The sequence below is a fragment of the Photorhabdus laumondii subsp. laumondii genome (genome assembly GCF_003343245.1).
GTDB lineage: Bacteria > Pseudomonadota > Gammaproteobacteria > Enterobacterales > Enterobacteriaceae > Photorhabdus > Photorhabdus laumondii.
Genome location: NZ_CP024901.1, coordinates 2,120,232 through 2,141,370 on the forward strand (window position 1 = coordinate 2,120,232; position 21,139 = coordinate 2,141,370).

Consider the following 21,139-nt stretch of genomic DNA (forward strand, 5'->3'; position numbering starts at 1 on the left):
ACTCATTTAACCATTGGCAGATAAAATTGGATTGCGTATGTTTTTAATTGCTTGTTCCTGTTATTTATTTTACTAATAACTGGAACAAATCTATGGATAAGAGATTTATTTGCACAAAACTCATGGAGTGATCTGTATGTTTTTGTCTGAGGTACGTTTTACTCAACTCAAAAATGGTTTTTCTTCGTTTGGGGCACTGACAAGGAAGCCACAGTTCGGCGGTTACAGCCTGTTAGCTGATGGGATTATGTTCGCTATTATTGCTGATGGAGAATTATATTTAAGAGGAAATGGCCATGCTGAAGTATTATTTAAAGCCAGAGGAATGAAAAACTATATTTACTCGAAAAAAGGGGTGCCTGTAACTTTGCGTTATTATCAAGTTGTTGAGTCACTTTGGCAAGATCAAGAGTTGTTATCTCAATATGCGTATTTGGCTTATCATTACTCATTTATTGAAATGGCGGGTAAAAAGAAGATACCAGAGCGTTTGAAGGATTTGCCTAATCTTGGAATGTCTTTGGAACGTCAGTTATGGAAAGTCGGAATATGTAAAGTTGAAGATTTGCGGTTGTTAGGTGCGAAAGCCAGTTATTTAAAACTGCATCAATATAAAAGAAATTCTAATGTTAGTTTGTTACTTGCTTTGGCTGGTGCAATTGAAGGATGCCATTCAGCCGTTTTACCGGTACAGATCCGTAATGATTTATTACGCTGGCACAAAGAATTGGCTTGTTAGATCTTTATCGTGAACAGCTAAAAGAAGGGGCAGTCAACTGCCCCAGTATGTCAATCTGGTTATAATTGATTAATTTGTTTAATGATATTGGTGATTTTAGGTAGCAATTCTATTAATAAACTGATTTGTTGCAATACCAGTTGCTCTTTACTATTTCTTTCTGCCGGCGCTTGCTCAATTCTTTTCACTATGTTGACAGGTATTTGCTTAATTCTATCATCGTCTATTAATATCGATTTTAATGCTGTATCGACATAACAAACGGCATCATTAAGAATATCCAGAATAGCTTTATTATCCAATTTATCTCGATGTGCTCCCAGCGCAGAGATGTAACTTAGCATGGTGTGATTTAGGCACAATAGCTGGAATGCTTTTTCTTGAGAAGTTTGGTCACTTTTCGGCTCGGCAGACATGTTTGAAATAGCGGATACCAGTTCTGCATCACTATTATGGGCATCACGGCGGGCAATTCGATAGGTCAATCCATTATCTTTTCCCTGATAATATTGAACTAAAATGGCATCAAGGTAGCGACAGTTGGTATTCATCGTCCGGTTTATCACTTGTGATAACTGGCGGAATTTCCAGTCTGGCCAAATGAAATTTACGGCTAACCAGGCGCTACCACAACCAATTAATGTATCAATAATTCTTGGTAATGCGACGTCAAAGCCTTCACCTAACAAATTGAAGCATAATAATACCAGTAATGTGATAAACAGGGTTGCATGTGCATATTGGGTGTTACGGAAGACGAAGAACAATACACCAGAAATGACAATTAACACCAGTTGCCCCTCAATGGATGGCACAAAGTAAAGGATTGGTAAGCCGATCAATACGCCGGCAACGGTTCCTATTATTCTCAGTGTTAAACGGCGGCGAGTAGCGCTGTAGTTGGGTTGGCAAACAAATAAACTGGTTAGTAAAATCCAATACCCATGTTGTAAATCTAACCACTGGATCATGGTGTAGCCACTACATAGCAGAACAGACATACGGATTGCATGGCGGAACAGGGCTGATTGTGGGGTTAGATGATGGTTGAGCCTTAGACAGATATCACGCCAGCCAGTCAACGTTTCGTCAGATAGTTGAGTCTCATCTTCTCTGTCTTTGGAAAGATTGTATCGTCCAGAACTCATACTTGCTAATTGTGCATCAATCGCGCGTAGGTTTTTCAGCAAATTATATAAGGCGGTAATCTTGAGGTTATGTTTCTGTTGTTGACTGAGTTGTTGCAGGGAACTTTCCAAATAGTTAAATGCACGTTCGATACGCGGATTGTGCTGGTATGGTTTGTGCCAAAGTATCGATTGAGCAATCTGTTCGCATACACGGGCTTGCACAGAGAGAAGACGTTGAAAGCGGAACAGAATATCGCTGTAACGGAAAGTATGTAATAGGCTCTGATATTGCACATGAGATGAACTTGCCCGTTCGTGAATATCTTGTGCAACAAAGTAATAATGCAGAGTGTGGTGAGTTCCGCGTTGGCGGTTATCGCCTTTCAGACGGGTCAGTAGGGAGGTTTTGGCTTGATTTAGCGTGTTAACTAAGACACTGTTTGCCATTGCTACATTAACGACAGATTGCTGGTATCCTTCTTCTATTATATCGGGATCAAACAGATTAGCTTTAGCATCAAGGTAAACTGCAAGTTGTTGGTAACAACGTGCTAGATTGTCTTGTAATGGGCGAATAGGGAACAGTAAATGGCCCGTTAGAGTTAACAGGTTATACCAGATTGCACCTGTCAGCAGTAATAGGGGTTGTTGATACCATAGTGGGAAAATAGATGAGCCAAGCATGGTATAAATTGCGATCAGCAACGCACCAAATGCAATAGTGGCATAACGTTGTCCGAGAGCTCCCAGTAAGATAAAACTGCAAGTGGATAACGCCAGTCCAATGGTAAAAAGCCAGGGATAAGGGAACAGTAATTCAATAGAGACTGAAGCGATAAAGAAAGAGATTAGCGTAATCACTAGATTACGTAAACGACCAGTCAGACGATCATCAAGATCAGCGAGTGCTGCGGCAACAACGCCCAAGGTCAATGAGATAGTTATTTTAGGTTCTTTATCCAGAAACCAAGGCACTAGTGTTGTTCCAGCCAAGGCGATTAGGATACGGTTATAGTAGAGAAAATGACTGTTATAAAGAAAACGGCGTAGACCAGAGAAAGCAGTTAGCACAAAATACCTCTGAGGTAATAATAATGGTCATAAATAACGATACCCTACGGATTTCAAGATGCATAGCGAACTCTGTGACCGGGGTGAGCGAGTGCAGCCAACAAAGAGGTAACTTGAAAGATAACGGGTATATTATGATAAAAGGTTTATTAGTGATAAAAAACTCTTATAAGACATAATTTAACTATTTTTTAGGTACGGCGCTCGATAATGGAACTTAAAGCAACACAAATTGGCCAATGCCTTGCTCAGCATCCTTATAATCGGGTGCGCTTGCTGAATGCGGGTATTGAAGTCAGTGGTGAAAAGCATCAATACCTGATCCCATTTAACCAGTTAATTAATATTCAGTGTAAACGGGGTATCATCTGGGGTGAGTTAGAGTTTGAACTATCCGATGGACAAGCGGTTCGCCTTCATGGTACTGAATGGCAGCAAACTCAGCGTTTTTACCATTATCTGCTTGGTGAATGGCAGAAATGGAGCCAGGAAATGAGTGATATTAGTGCGAATGTACTGACAGCTCAGGTTAGTGAAATCAACAGAATTGGACAACAGAATCGTTGGTTGAAAAAAGCTGATTTACTCCAATTACAACAACAAATTCAAGCAACATTTCAGGCTTTACCGTTGCCATTACAGCGTCTGGAACAATTTGATCATTGCCGGGATGGGTATCAAATTTGTTTGCGTTGGCTTGAGAATGGCGAAAAGTGTGTTGAAAAAATCAATCTGCAATGGACAGAACGTATGTTGGAGCAACACTGTGACTTTTTTCAGCGGATAGAAGCATCTCCTTTAAACCGTTCTCAGAGTCTGGCTGTTATTAATGGTGAAAATTCAGTTCTGGTTCTTGCTGGCGCGGGTAGTGGAAAAACATCGGTGTTAGTAGCGAGAGCGGGTTGGTTATTACTTCTCCAACAGGCGATTCCTGAACAGATATTATTGTTAGCCTTTAGTCATCAAGCCGTCAATGAGATGAATGAGAGGATTCAGAGTCGTCTTGGTGTGAATGATATTAAAGTAAAAACGTTTCATACTTTGGCGTTGCATATCATTCAGCAAGGGAGTAATAAAGCGCCAAAAATCAGCGTATTGGAAACAGATGGACAAAAAAGAAAAGACTTTCTGATTAAACACTGGCAACAACAATGTAGCGAGAAGAAAGCACAGGCCAAAGGTTGGCGGGAATGGCTGACAGATGAGTTGAAATGGGAAGTGCCGGAAGGTGAATTTTGGCACGATGAACAGCTTGCTAACCGCCTGTCAAATCGGCTTGAGTGCTGGCTGGGGTTGATGCGTATGCATGGTGGTAGTCAGAAAGCAATGATAGAGCAAGTTCAGGAAGAGTATCTGGATCGGTTTCAAAAATGTATTCGCTTGATGGAGCCTTTATTAAAGGCGTGGAAATCTGAATTGAAAACAGAAGGTGCTGTTGATTACTCAGGGTTAATCCATCAGGCAGTGAATATTCTGGATAAAGGGCGGTTTATCAGCCCGTGGAAGCATATTTTGGTCGATGAGTTTCAGGATATTTCACCATTATGGGCCAAATTGCTCACTGCAATGCGAACCCAAAATAGCCAAAGCTGTCTATTTGCCGTAGGGGATGACTGGCAGGCAATTTATCGTTTTAGTGGCGCGGAACGGATGTTGACTAGCGCATTTGCTAATTACTTTGGCAAAGGTGCTGAATGTGTACTGGATATCTCTTATCGGCTTAATGATAGGATTAGTAAGATTACTAACGCGTTTGTGCAACAAAATCCAAATCAGTTAAGGAAATCACTAAATGGTTTGACTAAAGGTAATAAAAAATCAATTGTTATCCTGCCAGAAGACCAGCTTGAACCTTTGTTAAATAAAATGAGTGGCTATGTCACTGAGCAAGAAACGATTTTATTGCTGGCGCGTTATCACTATTTGAAACCTGAATTACTGAAAAAAGCAGCAACTCGCTGGCCTAAATTGAAAATAGAATTTATGACTATCCATGCTTCTAAAGGACAGCAAGCGGATTATGTGATTATTCTTGGTCTGCATCAGGGGCAAGATGGTTTTCCTGCACCAGCAAGGGAATCTGTGATGGAGTGGGTTTTATTGCCACAGCCGGAAGATTTTTCGGATGCGGAGGAGCGTCGTCTTTTGTATGTTGCATTAACACGGGCGAAGAAGCAGGTGTGGTTGATGCAAGACAAGAATAATCCATCGGTGTTTGTACGTCAGTTAGAGCAGTTAAGTGTGCCTGTTCAACGTAAACCTTAAGGTTTTGCGTTGGCTGAAATATTCAGGGCTATCATGGGATACCTTTCTTGGAAATCCCACTCTGTTTTTTCCTGGTATTTGACGTGGAGAAACGTGTAGTTGTAGGTATATGTTGTAAAGACTTATTTCAGACGTCCATTCAGATAATGTTGATAATCAGGTACTTGAATATCTACTGATTCAGAAAATAGAGGAGAACTAACAATAAAATCCGCAGACGCTAGATTAGTTGCAACAGGGATATTCCATACTGTAGCAAGGCGTAGAAGTGCTTTTACATCAGGATCATGAGGCACGGAATTAAGTGGGTCCCAGAAAAATATCAACACATCAATTTTCCCTTCTGAGATTAGAGAACCAATTTGTTGATCTCCACCCATTGGACCACTAAGCATATTGGTAACAGATAATCCGGTTTCGTTCTGAATCAGATTACCGGTTGTGCCGGTAGCGTATAAATGATGTTTCTTGAGTAAACTTTTATGTTTTTTGGACCAAGCTAGCAGCGAAGTTTTACAGTGGTCATGTGCAATAAGCGCTATATTTTTAGCGGTTGCCATTGTGCGGGTTGTCAATTCCATGAGGATGCCTTTGGTAATCGTTATTGTGTTTTCGAATGCAGTGAACTCAATTGATAACAATGTTTATCATATACATTGTAATAAATAAACAAAGTAAAAATATCGAATTTAAGGAGGAGCGAATGAGTGACCAGAAAATTGCAGACATACTAAAACGAGTAAAAACTATCGCATTGGTAGGTGCGAGTGAAAAAACTGCTCGTCCAAGTTATAAAGTTATGGCTTATTTACTGGAACAAGGCTATCAGGTGATTCCTGTCAGCCCGAAGCTTGCCGGACAAACACTGCTTGGGCAACGGGTGTATGCACAACTGGCAGATATTCCACAGGCTGTTGATATGGTTGATGTATTCCGTAATGCTGACGCTGCATATGACATTGCGCGAGAAGCTATAGATATCAAAGCAAAAGTGCTCTGGTTGCAACTTGGTGTTATTAATGAGCAAGCAAAAATATTGGCAGAGGAAGCAGGTCTGGATGTTGTGATGGATCGCTGCCCAAAAATTGAAATTCCAAGATTGGGACTCGAAAAATAATATTTTTCAGCTTGTAGTTATTTGGTTTCTAATTAGTGGATGAAGGGACCCTGGCACCAATATCTAATGTAAACTTAAGGCGTTGGATGAGAAGCGGTGTCCGGGTTCCAAGTGTTCAAAATAATGTTTGAGTTGGATATTGAGTTTACTTTTCTAGACATCTTATAAAATCTATTTTTACAGTTATTACAATATCTTAAGGAAAATTTAGTTGCTCTTATTGCTGCTAAATTTTGCCAGAATCTACACTTTTATTGCTATAAGATATGGTGCTTTTGTTGTGCCCTAGTTTTGACCCTTTTTTATCATCAAAAAACAACCTATTAATTTAAAAGAAAAATAAAACATCTCCTGAAAAAAGGGTTTTTTAATTTTTTATCACTATATTCTTTAACAGTCAGCAACTTAAGGTTAATATGTAACAGTGCACTGCCGTACAGGCAGCTTAGAAAACAAGTAACTATTTTCGTTACCGTAACCTTCTGTGCACTGCCGTACAGGCAGCTTAGAAAATCAAGTAGTGCTTACAAAGGAGAAGAATGTAGTGCACTGCCGTACAGGCAGCTTAGAAACGCATACCAAGCATCGAATCCCCGTTTAGATAGTGCACTGCCGTACAGGCAGCTTAGAAATAAACGATAACCCCATGCTTCTAATGATTGAGGTGCACTGCCGTACAGGCAGCTTAGAAATTTCCGCTGTACGTTGTACTGCACTATTTAATGTGCACTGCCGTACAGGCAGCTTAGAAAATCAAAGCACAGCAACGAACAGGCAAGGAAAGCCGCACTGCCGTACAGGCAGCTTAGAAATGATACGTCCACAGGTAGCTATTTTCGTTACCGTGCACTGCCGTACAGGCAGCTTAGAAAAAGGGAGTGGACCAAAGGGTAAACCTCAGTTAGTGCACTGCCGTACAGGCAGCTTAGAAAAATCAAACTCCAGTCAGTATCGCTATCCGTACGTGCACTGCCGTACAGGCAGCTTAGAAAGTAAACAAACGAAGTATCGGTCTGCCGCTCTTGTGCACTGCCGTACAGGCAGCTTAGAAAAGACGTGCTCCTTGGGTCCTCTCATTAAGTGTGTGCACTGCCGTACAGGCAGCTTAGAAATGCATCCATCAACATTAAGCCCGTTGACGATTGTGCACTGCCGTACAGGCAGCTTAGAAAGGTAGCGCCCGATCCCTGATTCAGCTTTAAGTGCACTGCCGTACAGGCAGCTTAGAAATTACATAGGCGGCGAGTTCTGCACTGATAGAAGTGCACTGCCGTACAGGCAGCTTAGAAAGAGATGAATGACATTGCGCTTCAATGGCAAACGTGCACTGCCGTACAGGCAGCTTAGAAATAACACATCAGCAAGCTGTTGCTGTGGCAAGTGTGCACTGCCGTACAGGCAGCTTAGAAAACACGTCAGTTCGATAATAAAATCCAGGTCATGTGCACTGCCGTACAGGCAGCTTAGAAAAAAATGAGAGTAAGACGATTAGATAGCGATCAGTGCACTGCCGTACAGGCAGCTTAGAAATTTCTCTGTATCAATAACCGCTGTTGTGCCGCGTGCACTGCCGTACAGGCAGCTTAGAAAAATGAAATTAATCGTTTCTCTTACAATATTTCGTGCACTGCCGTACAGGCAGCTTAGAAATACTATGTTGGGATATGCTGCATTATCTAGAAGTGCACTGCCGTACAGGCAGCTTAGAAATCTTGGCCCACATGCGCCACAACGTGGGATGGGTGCACTGCCGTACAGGCAGCTTAGAAAAGTATGCACCTTGCGGAAAGCGACAAAGTGGTGTGCACTGCCGTACAGGCAGCTTAGAAAAAATCCCCGGTCGCTATCAGTAATTGCATCAGGTGCACTGCCGTACAGGCAGCTTAGAAGCGCGATAACTGCCTTAGGTTGTTAGGTATAATATTGGAGGTTAATTGCGCAGTCTTGGGGCCAGTAGTTGATGGCGGATGGATTCTGCTAGCTCATCGAGAGAAGGTTGCTCTGGATGTTCATCGGATGTTTCATAGGCTAATTGTGCTTCGGCCAGATAAGTATGTACAGGTTGACCATTGTCATCTTCCATCACAACGTGATACCAGGGGGCGGAACGCAGGGTAGCATTGGATGCAATGTCATCCTCTTGGGGTTGTTCCAGCGAGTATTCCACATCAATATCCACGATGACTCCCAAATAACCCAGAAGTTTGTGACGTACTTGTTGGCCGATACCGAATTTGCTGGCGATAATCATAGTCACCTCCAAAGAAGTCTTGTATTGACATTGATATAAGGGCAGTAAGGTGAATTACAAGAGCTGTACCCGGTAGTTGAAGCCATTTTTTGTTTTAAATTGCAAATGTGGCTTCATCTATTTTCAGGTTAGCTGTAGTAAATATAAAACACAACCAAGAGTCGTGTGCTTAACTATATATGTGAGCGATACCGCAAGGTGACTGGTTGATTAGGGGGTAATTATGATTAAATATGGGGTAACAATTTATGTTTATGGCCGGGTTCAGGGAGTTGGATTTCGCTATCAAACTTTTCGTTGGGCGAAACTTAATAGGCTGACAGGTTATGTCTGTAATTTGCATGACGGTAGTGTCAAAATCGTAGCTTATGGTGATAGTGAACAACTAAATACATTAACCCATTGGTTGGAGCAGGGTGGTCCTCCAGGAGCACGAATAGATAACTTTTCATCTCAATCCTGCGCAGTGGAGGATATTGCAGATTTTATTGTCCGCCACTGAGCTAGTTTATTGATTAGATACACTTTACCGGTTTCGGTAGCCCGGCGATCTTAGTTGCCTGTTTTGCTGGCCCTTTGGGAAACAGACGGTAAAGATAGCGGCTGTTGCCTTTTTCTTCGCCATACTTTTGTGCGATCGCTTTTACTAACATACGGATAGCTGGGGATGTATTAAATTCCTTATAAAATTCCCGGATAAAACGAATGACTTCCCAATGCGGTTCAGTCAAAGTGATTTCTTCCTGTTTGGCGAGAAGTAAAGCTATTGCTTCCTCCCAGTCACTACTGTTTTTCAGATAACCTTGCGCATCGGTTTCGATTTCTTGACCTTCGAATACCAGCATAATCATTAATAACCATTAAAGAAAAGTAGCCGTAATTTAGCAAAAATCACTTCCATACCCAAGAATGGTATGCACATGTGACGATAAAGTAAGCCAACAACCATAAAAAAGGGTAAATTTACGGCAATCGAACAGAAGGATACTTTACATCTGTCTCGGTGCTGTTTATAGTGCACGCCATTGCGGAGGGGTGGCCGAGCGGCTTAAGGCAGCGGTCTTGAAAACCGCCGATGGGAAACCATCCGAGAGTTCGAATCTCTCCTCCTCCGCCAATTCTTTCTAACTTTATGTTTATAAACAATTTTCCTAAGATTCACACCTTACTGTTGCACATGAGTGTACCACATCGTTCCAACGGTGCTGGAGAATTCATTCGTATGTGTACTCATCTTTATCGTCGTGGGCTAATGTATTATTTCCGCCGGAGAATACCTGCTGATTTGGTACAAGTTTGTAGCAAATCTGAAATAGTTCAATCTCTTAAAACAACCAATAGGGTTGAAGCGCTGATACGTCTTCGTCAACTTGATGTAAATTTAGACCTAAAGTTTGCAGAAATGCGTCTTGGGTAAGGTAGGGATACCAAATTCACTATCATTGTAAGTTTCAAAAGTTTTACCGGAGTTTTTATATATAATCTTTATTCTATTATTTCTTTATCATTATAGTTATTTGGCTGAATGTATTACAAGCGGTTTTATCTGTAAAATCAATATTTATTATGAGTGGTTAAATGCTTATGTTTATTAGTGATGTGAAAATGGTTTAGTAAAGTAATTGGATGTGAAATATATTCAGTAGTTTGCAAATATAATATTTGGTGGCTTAATTGATTAGCTTTTAATTAAATAATTTAATAGTGGAATATGAACATTGTATCCAAAGGTATTGAATTACCTCATAATGAACAATAATGACAAATTGATGCTTGATAACCGTTAATTCTATTAATCCTTATGTTAGGTAAATTTCAAATAATATTGAAAAGAGTACCGTGATTATTTTTTAATTGGAATGTATGTGGTTTTTTAGAATTAAAAATAAGGTCTTGTGATTTTTTAAATATAAATTATTAATTTGATTTTTACATAAAAATGGATTTATTTAAATGGTTTTCACCTGCAATAATATAGATTATTTAAAATCACATTTTTAAAATATCAGACTTTAATAAAGTTTTTGATTGATAGGTGAATTTAGTTATAAATAGATTGAATAATTGACCGTGAAGAATATTGGATGGCAAAATATCCAATGGATTATTTAAAGAAATATGAAATTATTTATAGAATAATAATATTGCATATGTTATACCCGTAATCATTGAAGATGCTTGATTTTATCCGAAATGGAGATCATTATCCTCGCTATGAAAATATTTATTACATCAGAACAAAAAATCAAACTTGAACGTCTTCACGACACCACTCGTGATGGTCAGGTACGAGACAGAATAAAAGCGATCCTTCTGGCTTCTGAAGGGTGGAGTTCTGTGATGATAGCCCAGGCATTGCGACTCCATCAGACCACCGTTGACCGCCATATCAGTGATTACCTTAATCAAGGTAAACTTAAATCTGATAATGGAGGGTCTGATAGTTTGCTTTCCCGAGAACAAACTGATTTTTTAATCAATCACTTATCTCAACATCTTTTCCATCACACCCATGAAATCGTGGCCTATGTTGCTCAGCTCTGGAATATTACCTTTAGCATTCCCGGCATGAATAAATGGCTACACCGTCAGGGTTTTTCTTATAAAAAACCTTGTGGCGTCCCTCATAAATTCGACGCAGAAAAACAGCGACAATTTATTGAATATTATGAGAATCTTAAAGTCACAGCGAAAGACGAACCCATCCTTTTTCTTGATGCTGTTCACCCGACTCAAGGCACCAAACTCAGTTATGGCTGGATGCGAAAAGGCGAGAAAAAAACCGTCAAAACAACAGGAAGCCGGACTCGCCTGAATATATTGGGTGCCCTCAACCTGAATGCCATTGGTCGTACGGTGTTCCAGGAATATCAGACCATCAACGACTACAACATTTGCTGTTTTTTCAATGAAATAAGAAAGTCTTATCCTGACTATCATCAAAAAATTCACCTTATTGTGGATGGAGCGGGTTACAACAAAGCTCATCTTGTGAAGGAGTGGGCTTATGTTAGCAATATTGAGTTACATTACCTTCCTCCCTATAGTCCAAATTTAAACCCGATAGAACGATTATGGAAGGTCATGAATGAACAGGTTCGAAATAACCGTTATTTCGCGGATAAACATGAATTTCGAGACAACGTCTTCAAATTTTTCACCACAACGCTACCGGATATAGCGGACTCGCTGATGTCTAGAATTAACGACCATTTTCAGGTGCTAAAAACTGCATCTTGAAGTTTCTTGGGTATAGTTAAATCCAGAGTGGTTAAATTCTATTTTTATACAGTAGCTATACCCTACGGATTTCAAGATGCATCGCGACGGCAAGGGAGCGAATCCCCGGGAGCATAGATAACTATGTGACTGGGGCGAGTGAGTGCAGCCAACAAAGAGGTAACTTGAAAGATAACGGGTATATAACGAAAGGAGATTGAAACATGATGTATTCAGTTAAAGGTGTTCAATATCAAACGTTAGTGAATATCCCTAAAAATATTGGGTTAGGATATTCTGGGAGTAACGGTAAAGTTCACCTTGTTGATGGTGACTTCTTATTTTATGGTTCTGTTGATATTCAAGGTGAGAACGGGACTATCAATAAAAAAACGGAAGTTGATGCTAACTGGACGGTGAAATTTAATGAAATGCCTTGTGATAGTCAGGGTAATATCTTGCTCAAATCTCACTGGTTTAGTCCTGCGAGCAATGATCGCTGGCTTATAAAAGATAAAATGCGGCTCATGATTCTTTGCTCAAAAGAACCAACTCATCGATTGATTCTTGAGACCGGTGAAATCATTGATAATAAAGTTGACAACGATTATCTTCGTAACATGATATTTTCTTACACCATAACTACGGCGCTAATAGTAAGCAATGCGTTTAACTTAAAAAATGCTCTGATATTTTCAGGGCATTTCCTTAATTATAGAGATAATCCACCATTGTTCAGATGGAATGGAATATTAGATATATGAGAAAACAACCTGATGTTTTTATTTAATGATGGGAGTGGTTGCTGAAATGGTTTATGTAAATGATTGATATAATAGATGTATATTCTGGAGGTGAGTCATTATAGGATTATTAGCTAATAATAAAGAATCATTTTTTATCTGTAATGTTTATATTTGCTCTCATAATAACATGTAATATAGATTATATCTTTAATTAAGCTAATTATATTTCTGAAAATATGAATTGGATACTTGTTAAATTGGGTAATACTGAATTTTTCAATATTTAAGTACATGGTGAAATTAATGAAACTGTTGGAATATTGGATGATGTCACTATTGAAAGGGGCTGTGAGATTAAGAGGTACTGATTTTTGTCGATGACCGAATTCAGTGAATGGTTCCAGTATCATTGAACATTTTACAGGCAACAATTCTCACTTACTGCATAGATCTTAGGCTTAGAACAGATGACTTAAGTATGTGATGGTATTTTTGCTGCTACCTTATTTTTACCCTTTTTTTGAAGGGAGTTGTAATTTATTGATTTTATGGATAAATTAATTATCTCTTATAAAAAGGGTTTTTCACTTTTTAGTAGTTATGCTATTTAAAAATCAGCAGGTTAAAGTTAATATGTAACAGTGCACTGCCGTACAGGCAGCTTAGAAAAACAACAAAACCAACATGTCCTCCACCAATATGTGCACTGCCGTACAGGCAGCTTAGAAAAAGCATCCCGATCACTTCGGTAATATGAATGAGTGCACTGCCGTACAGGCAGCTTAGAAGCGGCAATGGCTGGAGAAGATGAACAGGAGTTTCGCCAACGCTGTATTAGTGGATTTCAAAAAGCTGATGCTTTAGACACCATGATTGAGGCACTACAAACAACTGCGCAACAATTGAGTCAGGTGGCACGATGAATATTCTCTTAGTTTCCCAGTGTAATAAACGAGCGCTAACAGAAACCCGCCGAATTTTGGATCAATTTGCTGAACGTAAAGGTGATAGAACTTGGCAAACGGCTATCACCCAGGAAGGTTTAAATACTTTGCGTAAGTTATTGCGTAAAACGGCACGTCGTAATACGGCGGTGGCTTGCCATTGGATAAAAAGTGGTGGTCAAACTGAGCTGTTATGGATAGTCGGGAATTTGCGGCGCTTTAACTCACGAGGAGTTGTACCTACAAATACAACACAACGTGATGTGCTGAAAAGTCAGGATGAAAATCATTGGCATAGTGTAGAGGCTATCAGCTTATTGGCAGCGATTGCCGGGTTATTTCATGATTTTGGTAAAGCTAATACATTATTCCAGCAAGGTTTACAGGGTAATGGGCGGTTTCAACCGTACCGACATGAATGGGTGTCTTTGCGGCTGTTTCAGGCATTTGTTGCGGAACAAGATGATAGGGAGTGGATGACTTCGTTGAGTCAGATTGAGCCTAGTGATGAGGATAAGATTCTTTCCCGTTTGGTTAAGGATGATATCGATAAAAAATATGCAAACCCTTTTGTTAACTTACCGCCATTGGCAACCACTGTCGCTTGGCTAATCCTCTCTCATCATCGTCTTCCTGTTTATCCTAGTTATGACGATCGATATGTACGCAGACCACAATTAAAAGATATTGATAGTTGGCTGATTAACCACTTAGAACCGTCATGGAACTCAATCAACATGGATAATAAGGTCTGGAGTGATCAGGATAAACGTGATGTCTGGACATTCCCAAATGGTACACCTATCCGTAGTCAGACTTGGCGTCAGAAAGCACAAAAATTTGCGCAAAGAGCGCTGCAATCAACGTCATTAGTGCAATATGGCAATCTGAACCAGCGTTTCACCAGTCATATGTCTCGACTGGTTTTAATGCTGGCCGATCATCATTATTCATCGTTACCTGCAACTTTGGGTTGGCAGGATGTTAACTATGGGGTATTTGCCAATACTGATAGAACCACCGGTAAGTGCAAGCAGCGATTAGATGAGCACAATATTGGTGTTGGACAGAATGCTTTACTACTGGGGAGAAGTTTGCCACATATTCGTAAAACGCTGCCTGCGATTACCCGGCATAAAGGATTTAAACAACGCAGTAAAGATGAAAAATACCGTTGGCAGGATCAGGCGTTCTATGTCGCATGTGCTTTACGCGAACGTTCAGTAGAACAGGGCTTTTTTGGCATTAATATGGCTTCTACTGGTTGTGGTAAAACTTTTGCTAATGCACGCATCATGTATGGATTAGCTGATGAAAAACAAGGATGCCGTTTCTCTATCGCTTTGGGGTTAAGAACGTTAACGTTACAAACCGGTGATGCGTTACGTAAAAGATTGCATTTAGAAGAAGATGATTTAGCGGTACTGATTGGCTCGCAGGCAGTGAAAGAATTACATCAACTCCGCCAAAAGGCGCTTGAGCCTGATGTGGGCAGCATATCCGCGGAAGCGTTATTTGCTGAACACCAGTATGTTAGTTATGACGGTAGCTTAGATGATGGGCGTCTGAGTCATTGGTTACGTAAAGATAATAAACTTAATAAGCTGCTTAGCGCACCTGTACTGGTGGCGACCATCGACCATTTAATTCCAGCTACAGAAGGTATTCGTGGTGGAAAGCAAATTGCACCTATGTTGAGGTTACTCACTTCTGATCTCGTGTTAGATGAGCCTGATGATTTTGATATTAACGATTTGTCGGCTTTATGCCGATTAGTGAACTGGGCAGGATTATTAGGTTCGCGGGTATTGCTTTCATCTGCCACATTACCACCTGCGTTGATTCAGGCATTGTTCAATGCTTATCGTGCCGGACGCCAAGATTATCAATTAGCATGTGGTCAACCTGGTGCTCCGGTGAATATCTGTTGTGCTTGGTTTGATGAATATGAAACAACGCAACAGGATGTGGTCAATGCATATCAGTTTCAGGAACAGCATAATATTTTCGTTAATAAGCGTATTGGCAGGCTTAAAAAAATAGTGCCATTGCGTAAAGCTGAACTTGTGCCGATTATTTCTGAAAGTCGTAAGATTAATGATGTTATTAATACTATCGCCGAAGTGATGCATCACTCTATATTGAAGTTGCGTGAGGAGCATCATCAAACTCATTCATCGGGTAAAACCGTCTCTATTGGTTTAATCCGTATGGCAAATATTGATCCATTGGTTGCTGTTGCACAGCGGTTATTACAAATGCCATCTCCTGAAAATGTGCGCATCCATTATTGCGTTTATCACAGTCAACATCCTATGGCGATACGTTCTCATCTTGAACATCGGCTGGATTCCACATTAACACGATACGATGAAGAAGAGTTGTGGCAGGTGGCGGAAATTCGCAAAGTATTAGAAGAGACATCGGAAAGGGATCATATTTTTGTAGTAGCGGCAACTTCTGTAGCTGAAGTTGGCCGAGATCATGATTACGATTGGAGTATAGCTGAACCCAGCTCAATGCGTTCATTGATACAACTTGCCGGACGTATTCAACGTCATCGACGAAAAGAACCACGGGAGCCTAATCTGCATATTCTGGCGAAAAACTATAAGGCACTTAAAGCGACTGATTTAAAACATCCGGTTTATTGTCGCCCAGGGTTTGAGTCGAAAGATTATCTTTTTGCTAATCATGATTTACATGAATTACTGGAACCTTATCAATATGAACTAATCAGTGCATTGCCGAGAATAAAGGAACGCGATAATGCTGGAGATAGTTCACCTTTTGAAAATTTGGTCGATCTTGAACATCAACGTTTATGGGAAGAACTTCAAGGTGGCTCTGATAATAAACACGGTTACTGCTCAGCTCTTTGGTGGCGAGAACAGGCTTCATGGTGTGCAGAATTACAACGCCATAAACCATTTCGTCAATCAGAACCTGATGAACTACATTATTTGTGGCTTGGAGAAGAGGGTGAAGAAGCGAAGTTTGTGGCTCTGGACAGCGGTCAGGCAGGGATAAAAGAAAGCGACACGTTTGACTATGTGCCAGAATTAGAGTTTGCACTTGGTGTGAGTGCTTGGATTGAACTTGATACTGAGACGATTTACCAGAATTTGGCTGATACAAATGAAATGGAGTTAAAAAATGTAAGCCAACATTTTGGTGAGATTCGTCTTAGGAAGAAAGATGACGGAGAAGCATGGCGTTACCATCCATTTTTAGGGGTGTTTGGAGAAATTGGTTGAATGACATGCAGTGTTTTTAGGTAATGATCGTGGTGATTGTCGTTCGATTCAATCAAACTAAGCGAATCGAACGATATTTGTGAGACTACAAATATGTATGAACTTTCTGCCAATGAAGTTAAAACTCACTTTGGTGATATGCTGCTAAGAGCGCAGCGTGCTCCAATCCAGATTAATAAGAACGGCAAGCTTGTTGCTGTTGTCCTATCAATAGATGAATATGAAAACATTGAAGCGCTTAAGATTCAGCTTTTGAAATCCAGAGCAATCCAAACCAAAGCTGATATTGAAGAAGGTAACCTAGTTGATGGTGAATCGTTTTTTGATGAACTAGAGACAGGTAAATACGACTAATGTCGATTCTCTATCGTTTAACACCGGATGTCCAAAGAGATCTGATCGAAATCCACTGATTCGAGCGAGAAGTGATTTAATGTGATTGATTGTTTTGAATCGAGACTAGAGGTGGAAAATACTAAATGTATTTGCCTGTTATCACGTACGGAAATCGAAGAATTTTATGTTCGTCTGAGTTTAATGCCTATGGATAACGCCTGTATTTTGTATTGAGCCTATTTATAACGAGCTGTACTATGAAAATTCTATATAAAATTGCGGATTACCCTTCAAAAGCACTTAAAGGAGGGAGATTATTTTTTTAAAGATACATTGAACATTTAAAGAAATAAACTGTCTAATGAATATGTCATTGGTGATGAGATGTTTCATGGATATATTCATCTTGAATTGGCAGAAGAAACAAGCTTAATACCGTGACTTGATTGATACCCTATTTCTCATTACCACTGTAATAATTTTGGGTGAAAATAGGATGATTTTTAGGTATTTTGTTGTGAAATACACAGAGGCAAAATTTTGGTAAAGCGAATGAACGGAATAAATTAAAATACACTGGTTAGGGTGATGAATTCAAAGCTGGAGTATTTATTAGTTTATGATGTACAAGATCATGTTTTCGAGCTAAATTTAGCAGACAACCAGATAATCATTTTGATAAGGTAGGTAAGAGCCTATGAATGAAAATGGATTGAGTCGATTTATTGTCGATTATATTGAAAGCCGTAAACAGTCAAAGTTGGAGGTTTTTGATAAAGAGGCTGAAAAAAAATTGGCAAAACTAACCTCTATGGAGGATATTACGCCAGTTAAACAAAAGTTAGCTGAACAACGCAAGGAATTGGAAGAGCACTATGAAGTTAGAAATTGGCTGGATGATGCAGTTAGCCGAGTAGATCAAATCCGCTTAGTGACACATGTTCTGAAATTTGCCCATACTGATGCAAGAGGTAGCAGTATTTTCGCGGTACAATCAAAAGCAAATGTAAAAGAAGATATTAAATATCTTTCCATGGCAGCTTTAGATAGACCTGCTATAGATGCGGCAGGAAATGCGGCTGCTCTTGATATTGCGAAATTATTATTGACAGAATATCGGGAAGGTGATTCATTGCTTGCAAATATAAATCGGGCAGACTATTCAGCACTAGCTGAACTGGCGAAAAATGAGCAGCAGCTTGAATTATGGATCAATGGGTTTAGGCAAGTTTTATCAGATAAACGACTTTCTTCACATAGACTAGCAAAACAGCTTTATTTTCCTGTCGGCTATGATAAATACCACTTATTAGGCCCACTATTTTCTTCATCTCTAGCGCATACCATGCATCAGCGTATTACTGAAGCACGCTTTGGTGAATTATCTAAAGAAATTAACAAAGCGAGAAAAGAAGAATCTTGGCGTCCTGAAACTATCGTGGTTTATCCCAATACTGCTGTGCAGTATTTTGGCAGCACTAAGCCACAAATTACCTCTTATCTTAACAATATGCGGGGTGGACGAGTTTATCTTCTACCATGTTCAGCCCCTGAATGGAAAAATATAACTAAACCACCTATGAAGCACAGATCTATTTTTGATCTGGGCTGTGAATTTGTATCATTAGTCCGTAGCACTGTTTGGCAGATGCAACGGTATTTGTTGAGTGTACAAAAATATGAAAACACGTTAGAGATTCAGCAATGTCGTCAGGAATATGTTGATGAAATTATTGATGTTTTGTTTAACTATGTCGTCGGTATACAAAATTTGATTGAGCTTAAAGGCTGGAGTGCCAATGAAGATTGTGCGTTAAAACGTGCTCAACAACTCTGGCTTGATCCTTATCGTTGTCAGCAAGATGAAACGTTTAAATTTGAACGCGAAGGTGGTGACTGGAAAAAAGAGATAGCCGCAGATTTTAGTTACTGGCTGAATCAGAGTTTAAAGCATGAGCGGTTAGAAATGGGATTATCTGAACGTCGTGAGTGGGCTTCTGTGTTTAAAGAGCGGTTACGTGAATTTGAAGATGAATTACCGGAGGTTATGCCATGAGCCATCTGATTATTTTGCGTAAAATTAAAGTAGAAAATGCGAATGCGATTACGGGTATAACTTATGGTTTTCCGGCAATTACCCACTTTCTTGGATTTACTCATTCTATCTCACGTAAGCTACAAAAAAGCTATAATCTAAAACTGGAAAATTGTGGTGTAATTTGTCATAACCATCAACTTCATGCATATCGGTCCGATCCAATTAAAGATAAAGTTTTTGCATTAACTCGCAATCCGTTAACCAAAGAAGCAAAAACGGCAACGATTAATGAAGAAGGTCGAATGCATATGACAGTTTCTTTATTAATAGAATGTTCTGGTGAAATTGCTGGTGATACAGAAGCTAACGAATTGGAACAATATTTACTAGAAATATGTCCAACTCAGAGACTAGCAGGCGGTACTATCACTGAAATTGCTAAAGTGGATGTTATTGCTTTTCCGCAAGAAGGACAGGATACCCGTAAGTTAATGCGGCGTTTATTACCGGGTTTTGCCTTGCTAGATCGCTCTGAATTGTTAGCTAAACACTACGAAGAATTAAAACAGGATAACCCTCAAGCAGAGATGATTGACGCCTGGCTTGATTTTTCCGCTATTAAAATGCGGGCTATTCCTAAGCAGGATGATAAGCAACCTGAAATTGGTGACCCGGCATATTGGGAGTATGTTCCCAAACCTGCTTCGGGATATTTAGTCCCCTTGATGACAGGTTATCAGGCAATATCGCCGCTATATCCCGCCGGGAAAGTAGATAAAACCCGTGATCCTAATGCTCCATTTTGTTTTGTTGAAGCAATCTACGGAGTAGGTGAATGGAAAAGCCCGCACCGTATTGACGATATTCGCCAGTTACTCTGGTGTTATGACTATCAAGAAGGAGAGGGTGTCTACAGGTGTTGTAATCAACAGACTGTTTCCCGTCAATCCAAACCCAATAAGAAAGTAAGAATAATCGACTGATTAATTTAAAGAAGGATATCTACATGTCTAAATCAACTATTAAAACGGCTTCTGTACTGGCATTTGAGCGTAAACTTTCTAATTCTGATGCTTTAATGTTTGCTGGAAACTGGAAACAAATCGACGGTGAATGGAAACCTATTGCTATTCAGGAAAAAGCTGTCCGGGGGACGATTTCCAACCGCTTGAAAAACGCTTTAACTAGCGATCCAGCTAAGTTGGATGCAGAGATTCAAAAAGCAAACCTGCAACGTGTCGATGTTGCCGCATTGCCTTTTGATGCTGATACTCTAAAAGTCAGTTTTACATTACGGGTCTTAGGTAATCTTTCAACACCATCAGTATGTAATGATCAGGATTATCAAGCTGAACTGGCAAACGTGATCAACGGTTATATTGCTGAACATGGTTTCAAAACGCTTGCAGCACGTTATGCAGAAAACTTGGCTAATGGACGGTTTTTGTGGCGTAACCGGGTTGGAGCAGAAGAAATTAAAGTTCGCGTAAGTGGTAAGAGTGGCAAATGGTGGGAGTTTGATTGTGAAGATTTCAGCTTACGTGAATTTGGTAAGGTAGAAGGTAAGTTAGCGGAACTTGCCGCCGAAATTGAGGAAGGATTGGCAGGCGATAGATCAACATTATTCAATGTTGAGGCTTTTGTTCGTTTGGGGCATGGGCAGGAAATTTTCCCTTCTCAGGAGTTGGTTCTCGACAGTAACAGTAAAAAAAGCAAAGTGTTGTATCAGGTCAATGAGATCGCTGCATTGCATTCGCAGAAAGTGGGTAATGCGCTCCGCACTATTGATACGTGGTATCCAGACGCTACGGAATTGGGTCTTGGCCCAATAGCGGTTGAGCCCTATGGTTCTGTAACTAGTCGTGGTAAGGCATATCGTCAACCTAAAGCAAAAATGGATTTTTATACTTTGTTAGATAACTGGGTCGTTAAAGGAAAAGCGCCAGAAGAAGTAGAGCAGCAACACTATGTTATAGCGACGTTAATTCGTGGCGGTGTTTTTGGTGAAAAAGGTGAATAAGGGGAT

The 21,139-nt window shown here is 40.0% G+C and carries 16 protein-coding genes, 1 tRNA gene, 1 pseudogene and 1 CRISPR repeat array; of the genes and pseudogenes, 14 read left to right on the top strand and 4 right to left on the bottom strand.

Annotation, left to right across the window (positions count from 1 at the left end; genetic code table 11):
* The first annotated feature begins 136 nt into the window (after positions 1–136).
* Positions 137–739, top strand: a complete 603-nt coding sequence (locus PluTT01m_RS09215; RefSeq protein WP_011146055.1) for a TfoX/Sxy family DNA transformation protein — start codon at positions 137–139, stop codon at positions 737–739.
* 59 nt (positions 740–798) lie between these two features.
* On the opposite strand, the gene yccS is transcribed toward PluTT01m_RS09215, so the two are convergent.
* Entirely contained in the window at positions 799–2,940 is a 2,142-nt protein-coding gene (gene yccS / locus PluTT01m_RS09220) for a YccS family putative transporter (protein ID WP_011146056.1), read from the bottom strand.
* 210 nt (positions 2,941–3,150) lie between these two features.
* Between yccS and helD the strand changes: the two genes are divergently transcribed.
* Complete coding sequence (helD, locus tag PluTT01m_RS09225; RefSeq protein WP_011146057.1) at positions 3,151–5,205, top strand: DNA helicase IV; 2,055 nt, start codon at positions 3,151–3,153, stop codon at positions 5,203–5,205.
* Between the two features lie 122 nt (positions 5,206–5,327).
* On the opposite strand, the gene mgsA is transcribed toward helD, so the two are convergent.
* Positions 5,328–5,786 (bottom strand): methylglyoxal synthase, encoded by a 459-nt coding sequence (mgsA, locus tag PluTT01m_RS09230; RefSeq protein WP_011146058.1) that lies wholly within the window; start codon positions 5,784–5,786, stop codon positions 5,328–5,330.
* A gap of 122 nt (positions 5,787–5,908) precedes the next feature.
* Here mgsA and PluTT01m_RS09235 point away from each other — a divergent pair, with 122 nt between their 5' ends.
* Positions 5,909–6,322: a CoA-binding protein gene (locus PluTT01m_RS09235; RefSeq protein ID WP_011146059.1), complete on the top strand. Its 414-nt coding sequence runs from the start codon at positions 5,909–5,911 to the stop codon at positions 6,320–6,322.
* Positions 6,323–6,746: 424 nt separating this feature from the next.
* Positions 6,747–8,212: direct repeats of the CRISPR family, unit length 28 nt; unit sequence GTGCACTGCCGTACAGGCAGCTTAGAAA.
* A 40-nt stretch (positions 8,213–8,252) separates the two neighbouring features.
* Here the strand turns inward: PluTT01m_RS09235 and hspQ are convergent.
* A complete protein-coding gene (hspQ, locus tag PluTT01m_RS09240) occupies positions 8,253–8,573 on the bottom strand; it encodes a heat shock protein HspQ (RefSeq protein WP_011146062.1) in 321 nt (106 codons plus the stop codon).
* Between the two features lie 223 nt (positions 8,574–8,796).
* On the opposite strand from hspQ, the gene yccX reads away from it, so the two are divergent.
* On the top strand, positions 8,797–9,075 hold the full coding sequence (gene yccX / locus PluTT01m_RS09245; protein ID WP_011146063.1) for an acylphosphatase: 279 nt from the start codon (positions 8,797–8,799) through the stop codon (positions 9,073–9,075).
* A gap of 13 nt (positions 9,076–9,088) precedes the next feature.
* Here yccX and tusE read toward each other — a convergent pair whose 3' ends face one another.
* On the bottom strand, positions 9,089–9,418 hold the full coding sequence (gene tusE / locus PluTT01m_RS09250; RefSeq protein ID WP_041380794.1) for a sulfurtransferase TusE: 330 nt from the start codon (positions 9,416–9,418) through the stop codon (positions 9,089–9,091).
* 184 nt (positions 9,419–9,602) lie between these two features.
* On the opposite strand from tusE, the gene PluTT01m_RS09255 reads away from it, so the two are divergent.
* The 10 genes and pseudogenes from PluTT01m_RS09255 to csy3 all read left to right on the top strand — a co-directional run bounded on the left by PluTT01m_RS09255 (position 9,603) and on the right by csy3 (position 21,133).
* Positions 9,603–9,690: transfer RNA gene (locus tag PluTT01m_RS09255), tRNA-Ser, on the top strand.
* 60 nt (positions 9,691–9,750) lie between these two features.
* Positions 9,751–9,990, top strand: a complete 240-nt coding sequence (locus tag PluTT01m_RS09260; RefSeq protein ID WP_125043751.1) for a DUF6538 domain-containing protein — start codon at positions 9,751–9,753, stop codon at positions 9,988–9,990.
* Between the two features lie 797 nt (positions 9,991–10,787).
* On the top strand, positions 10,788–11,813 hold the full coding sequence (locus tag PluTT01m_RS09265; RefSeq protein ID WP_011146066.1) for an IS630-like element ISPlu3 family transposase: 1,026 nt from the start codon (positions 10,788–10,790) through the stop codon (positions 11,811–11,813).
* Positions 11,814–12,016: 203 nt separating this feature from the next.
* Positions 12,017–12,556: a hypothetical protein gene (locus PluTT01m_RS09270; protein ID WP_011146067.1), complete on the top strand. Its 540-nt coding sequence runs from the start codon at positions 12,017–12,019 to the stop codon at positions 12,554–12,556.
* 770 nt (positions 12,557–13,326) lie between these two features.
* Positions 13,327–13,461, top strand: a pseudogene (locus PluTT01m_RS09275) (type I-F CRISPR-associated endonuclease Cas1f); the annotation flags it as partial.
* Positions 13,458–16,739, top strand: coding sequence for a type I-F CRISPR-associated helicase Cas3f (cas3f, locus tag PluTT01m_RS09280; protein WP_011146068.1), 3,282 nt, complete (start codon positions 13,458–13,460; stop codon positions 16,737–16,739). The pseudogene PluTT01m_RS09275 and the gene cas3f, both read left to right, overlap by 4 nt.
* A 93-nt stretch (positions 16,740–16,832) precedes the next feature.
* Entirely contained in the window at positions 16,833–17,093 is a 261-nt protein-coding gene (locus PluTT01m_RS09285) for a type II toxin-antitoxin system Phd/YefM family antitoxin (RefSeq protein WP_011146069.1), read from the top strand.
* A 679-nt stretch (positions 17,094–17,772) separates the two neighbouring features.
* Positions 17,773–19,131 (top strand): type I-F CRISPR-associated protein Csy1, encoded by a 1,359-nt coding sequence (gene csy1 / locus PluTT01m_RS09290; protein ID WP_011146070.1) that lies wholly within the window; start codon positions 17,773–17,775, stop codon positions 19,129–19,131.
* Entirely contained in the window at positions 19,128–20,096 is a 969-nt protein-coding gene (gene csy2, locus PluTT01m_RS09295; RefSeq protein ID WP_011146071.1) for a type I-F CRISPR-associated protein Csy2, read from the top strand. The genes csy1 and csy2 overlap by 4 nt, the downstream gene beginning before the upstream one ends.
* Before the next feature lie 23 nt (positions 20,097–20,119).
* On the top strand, positions 20,120–21,133 hold the full coding sequence (gene csy3, locus PluTT01m_RS09300) for a type I-F CRISPR-associated protein Csy3 (protein WP_011146072.1): 1,014 nt from the start codon (positions 20,120–20,122) through the stop codon (positions 21,131–21,133).
* The last annotated feature ends 6 nt before the right edge of the window (positions 21,134–21,139 follow it).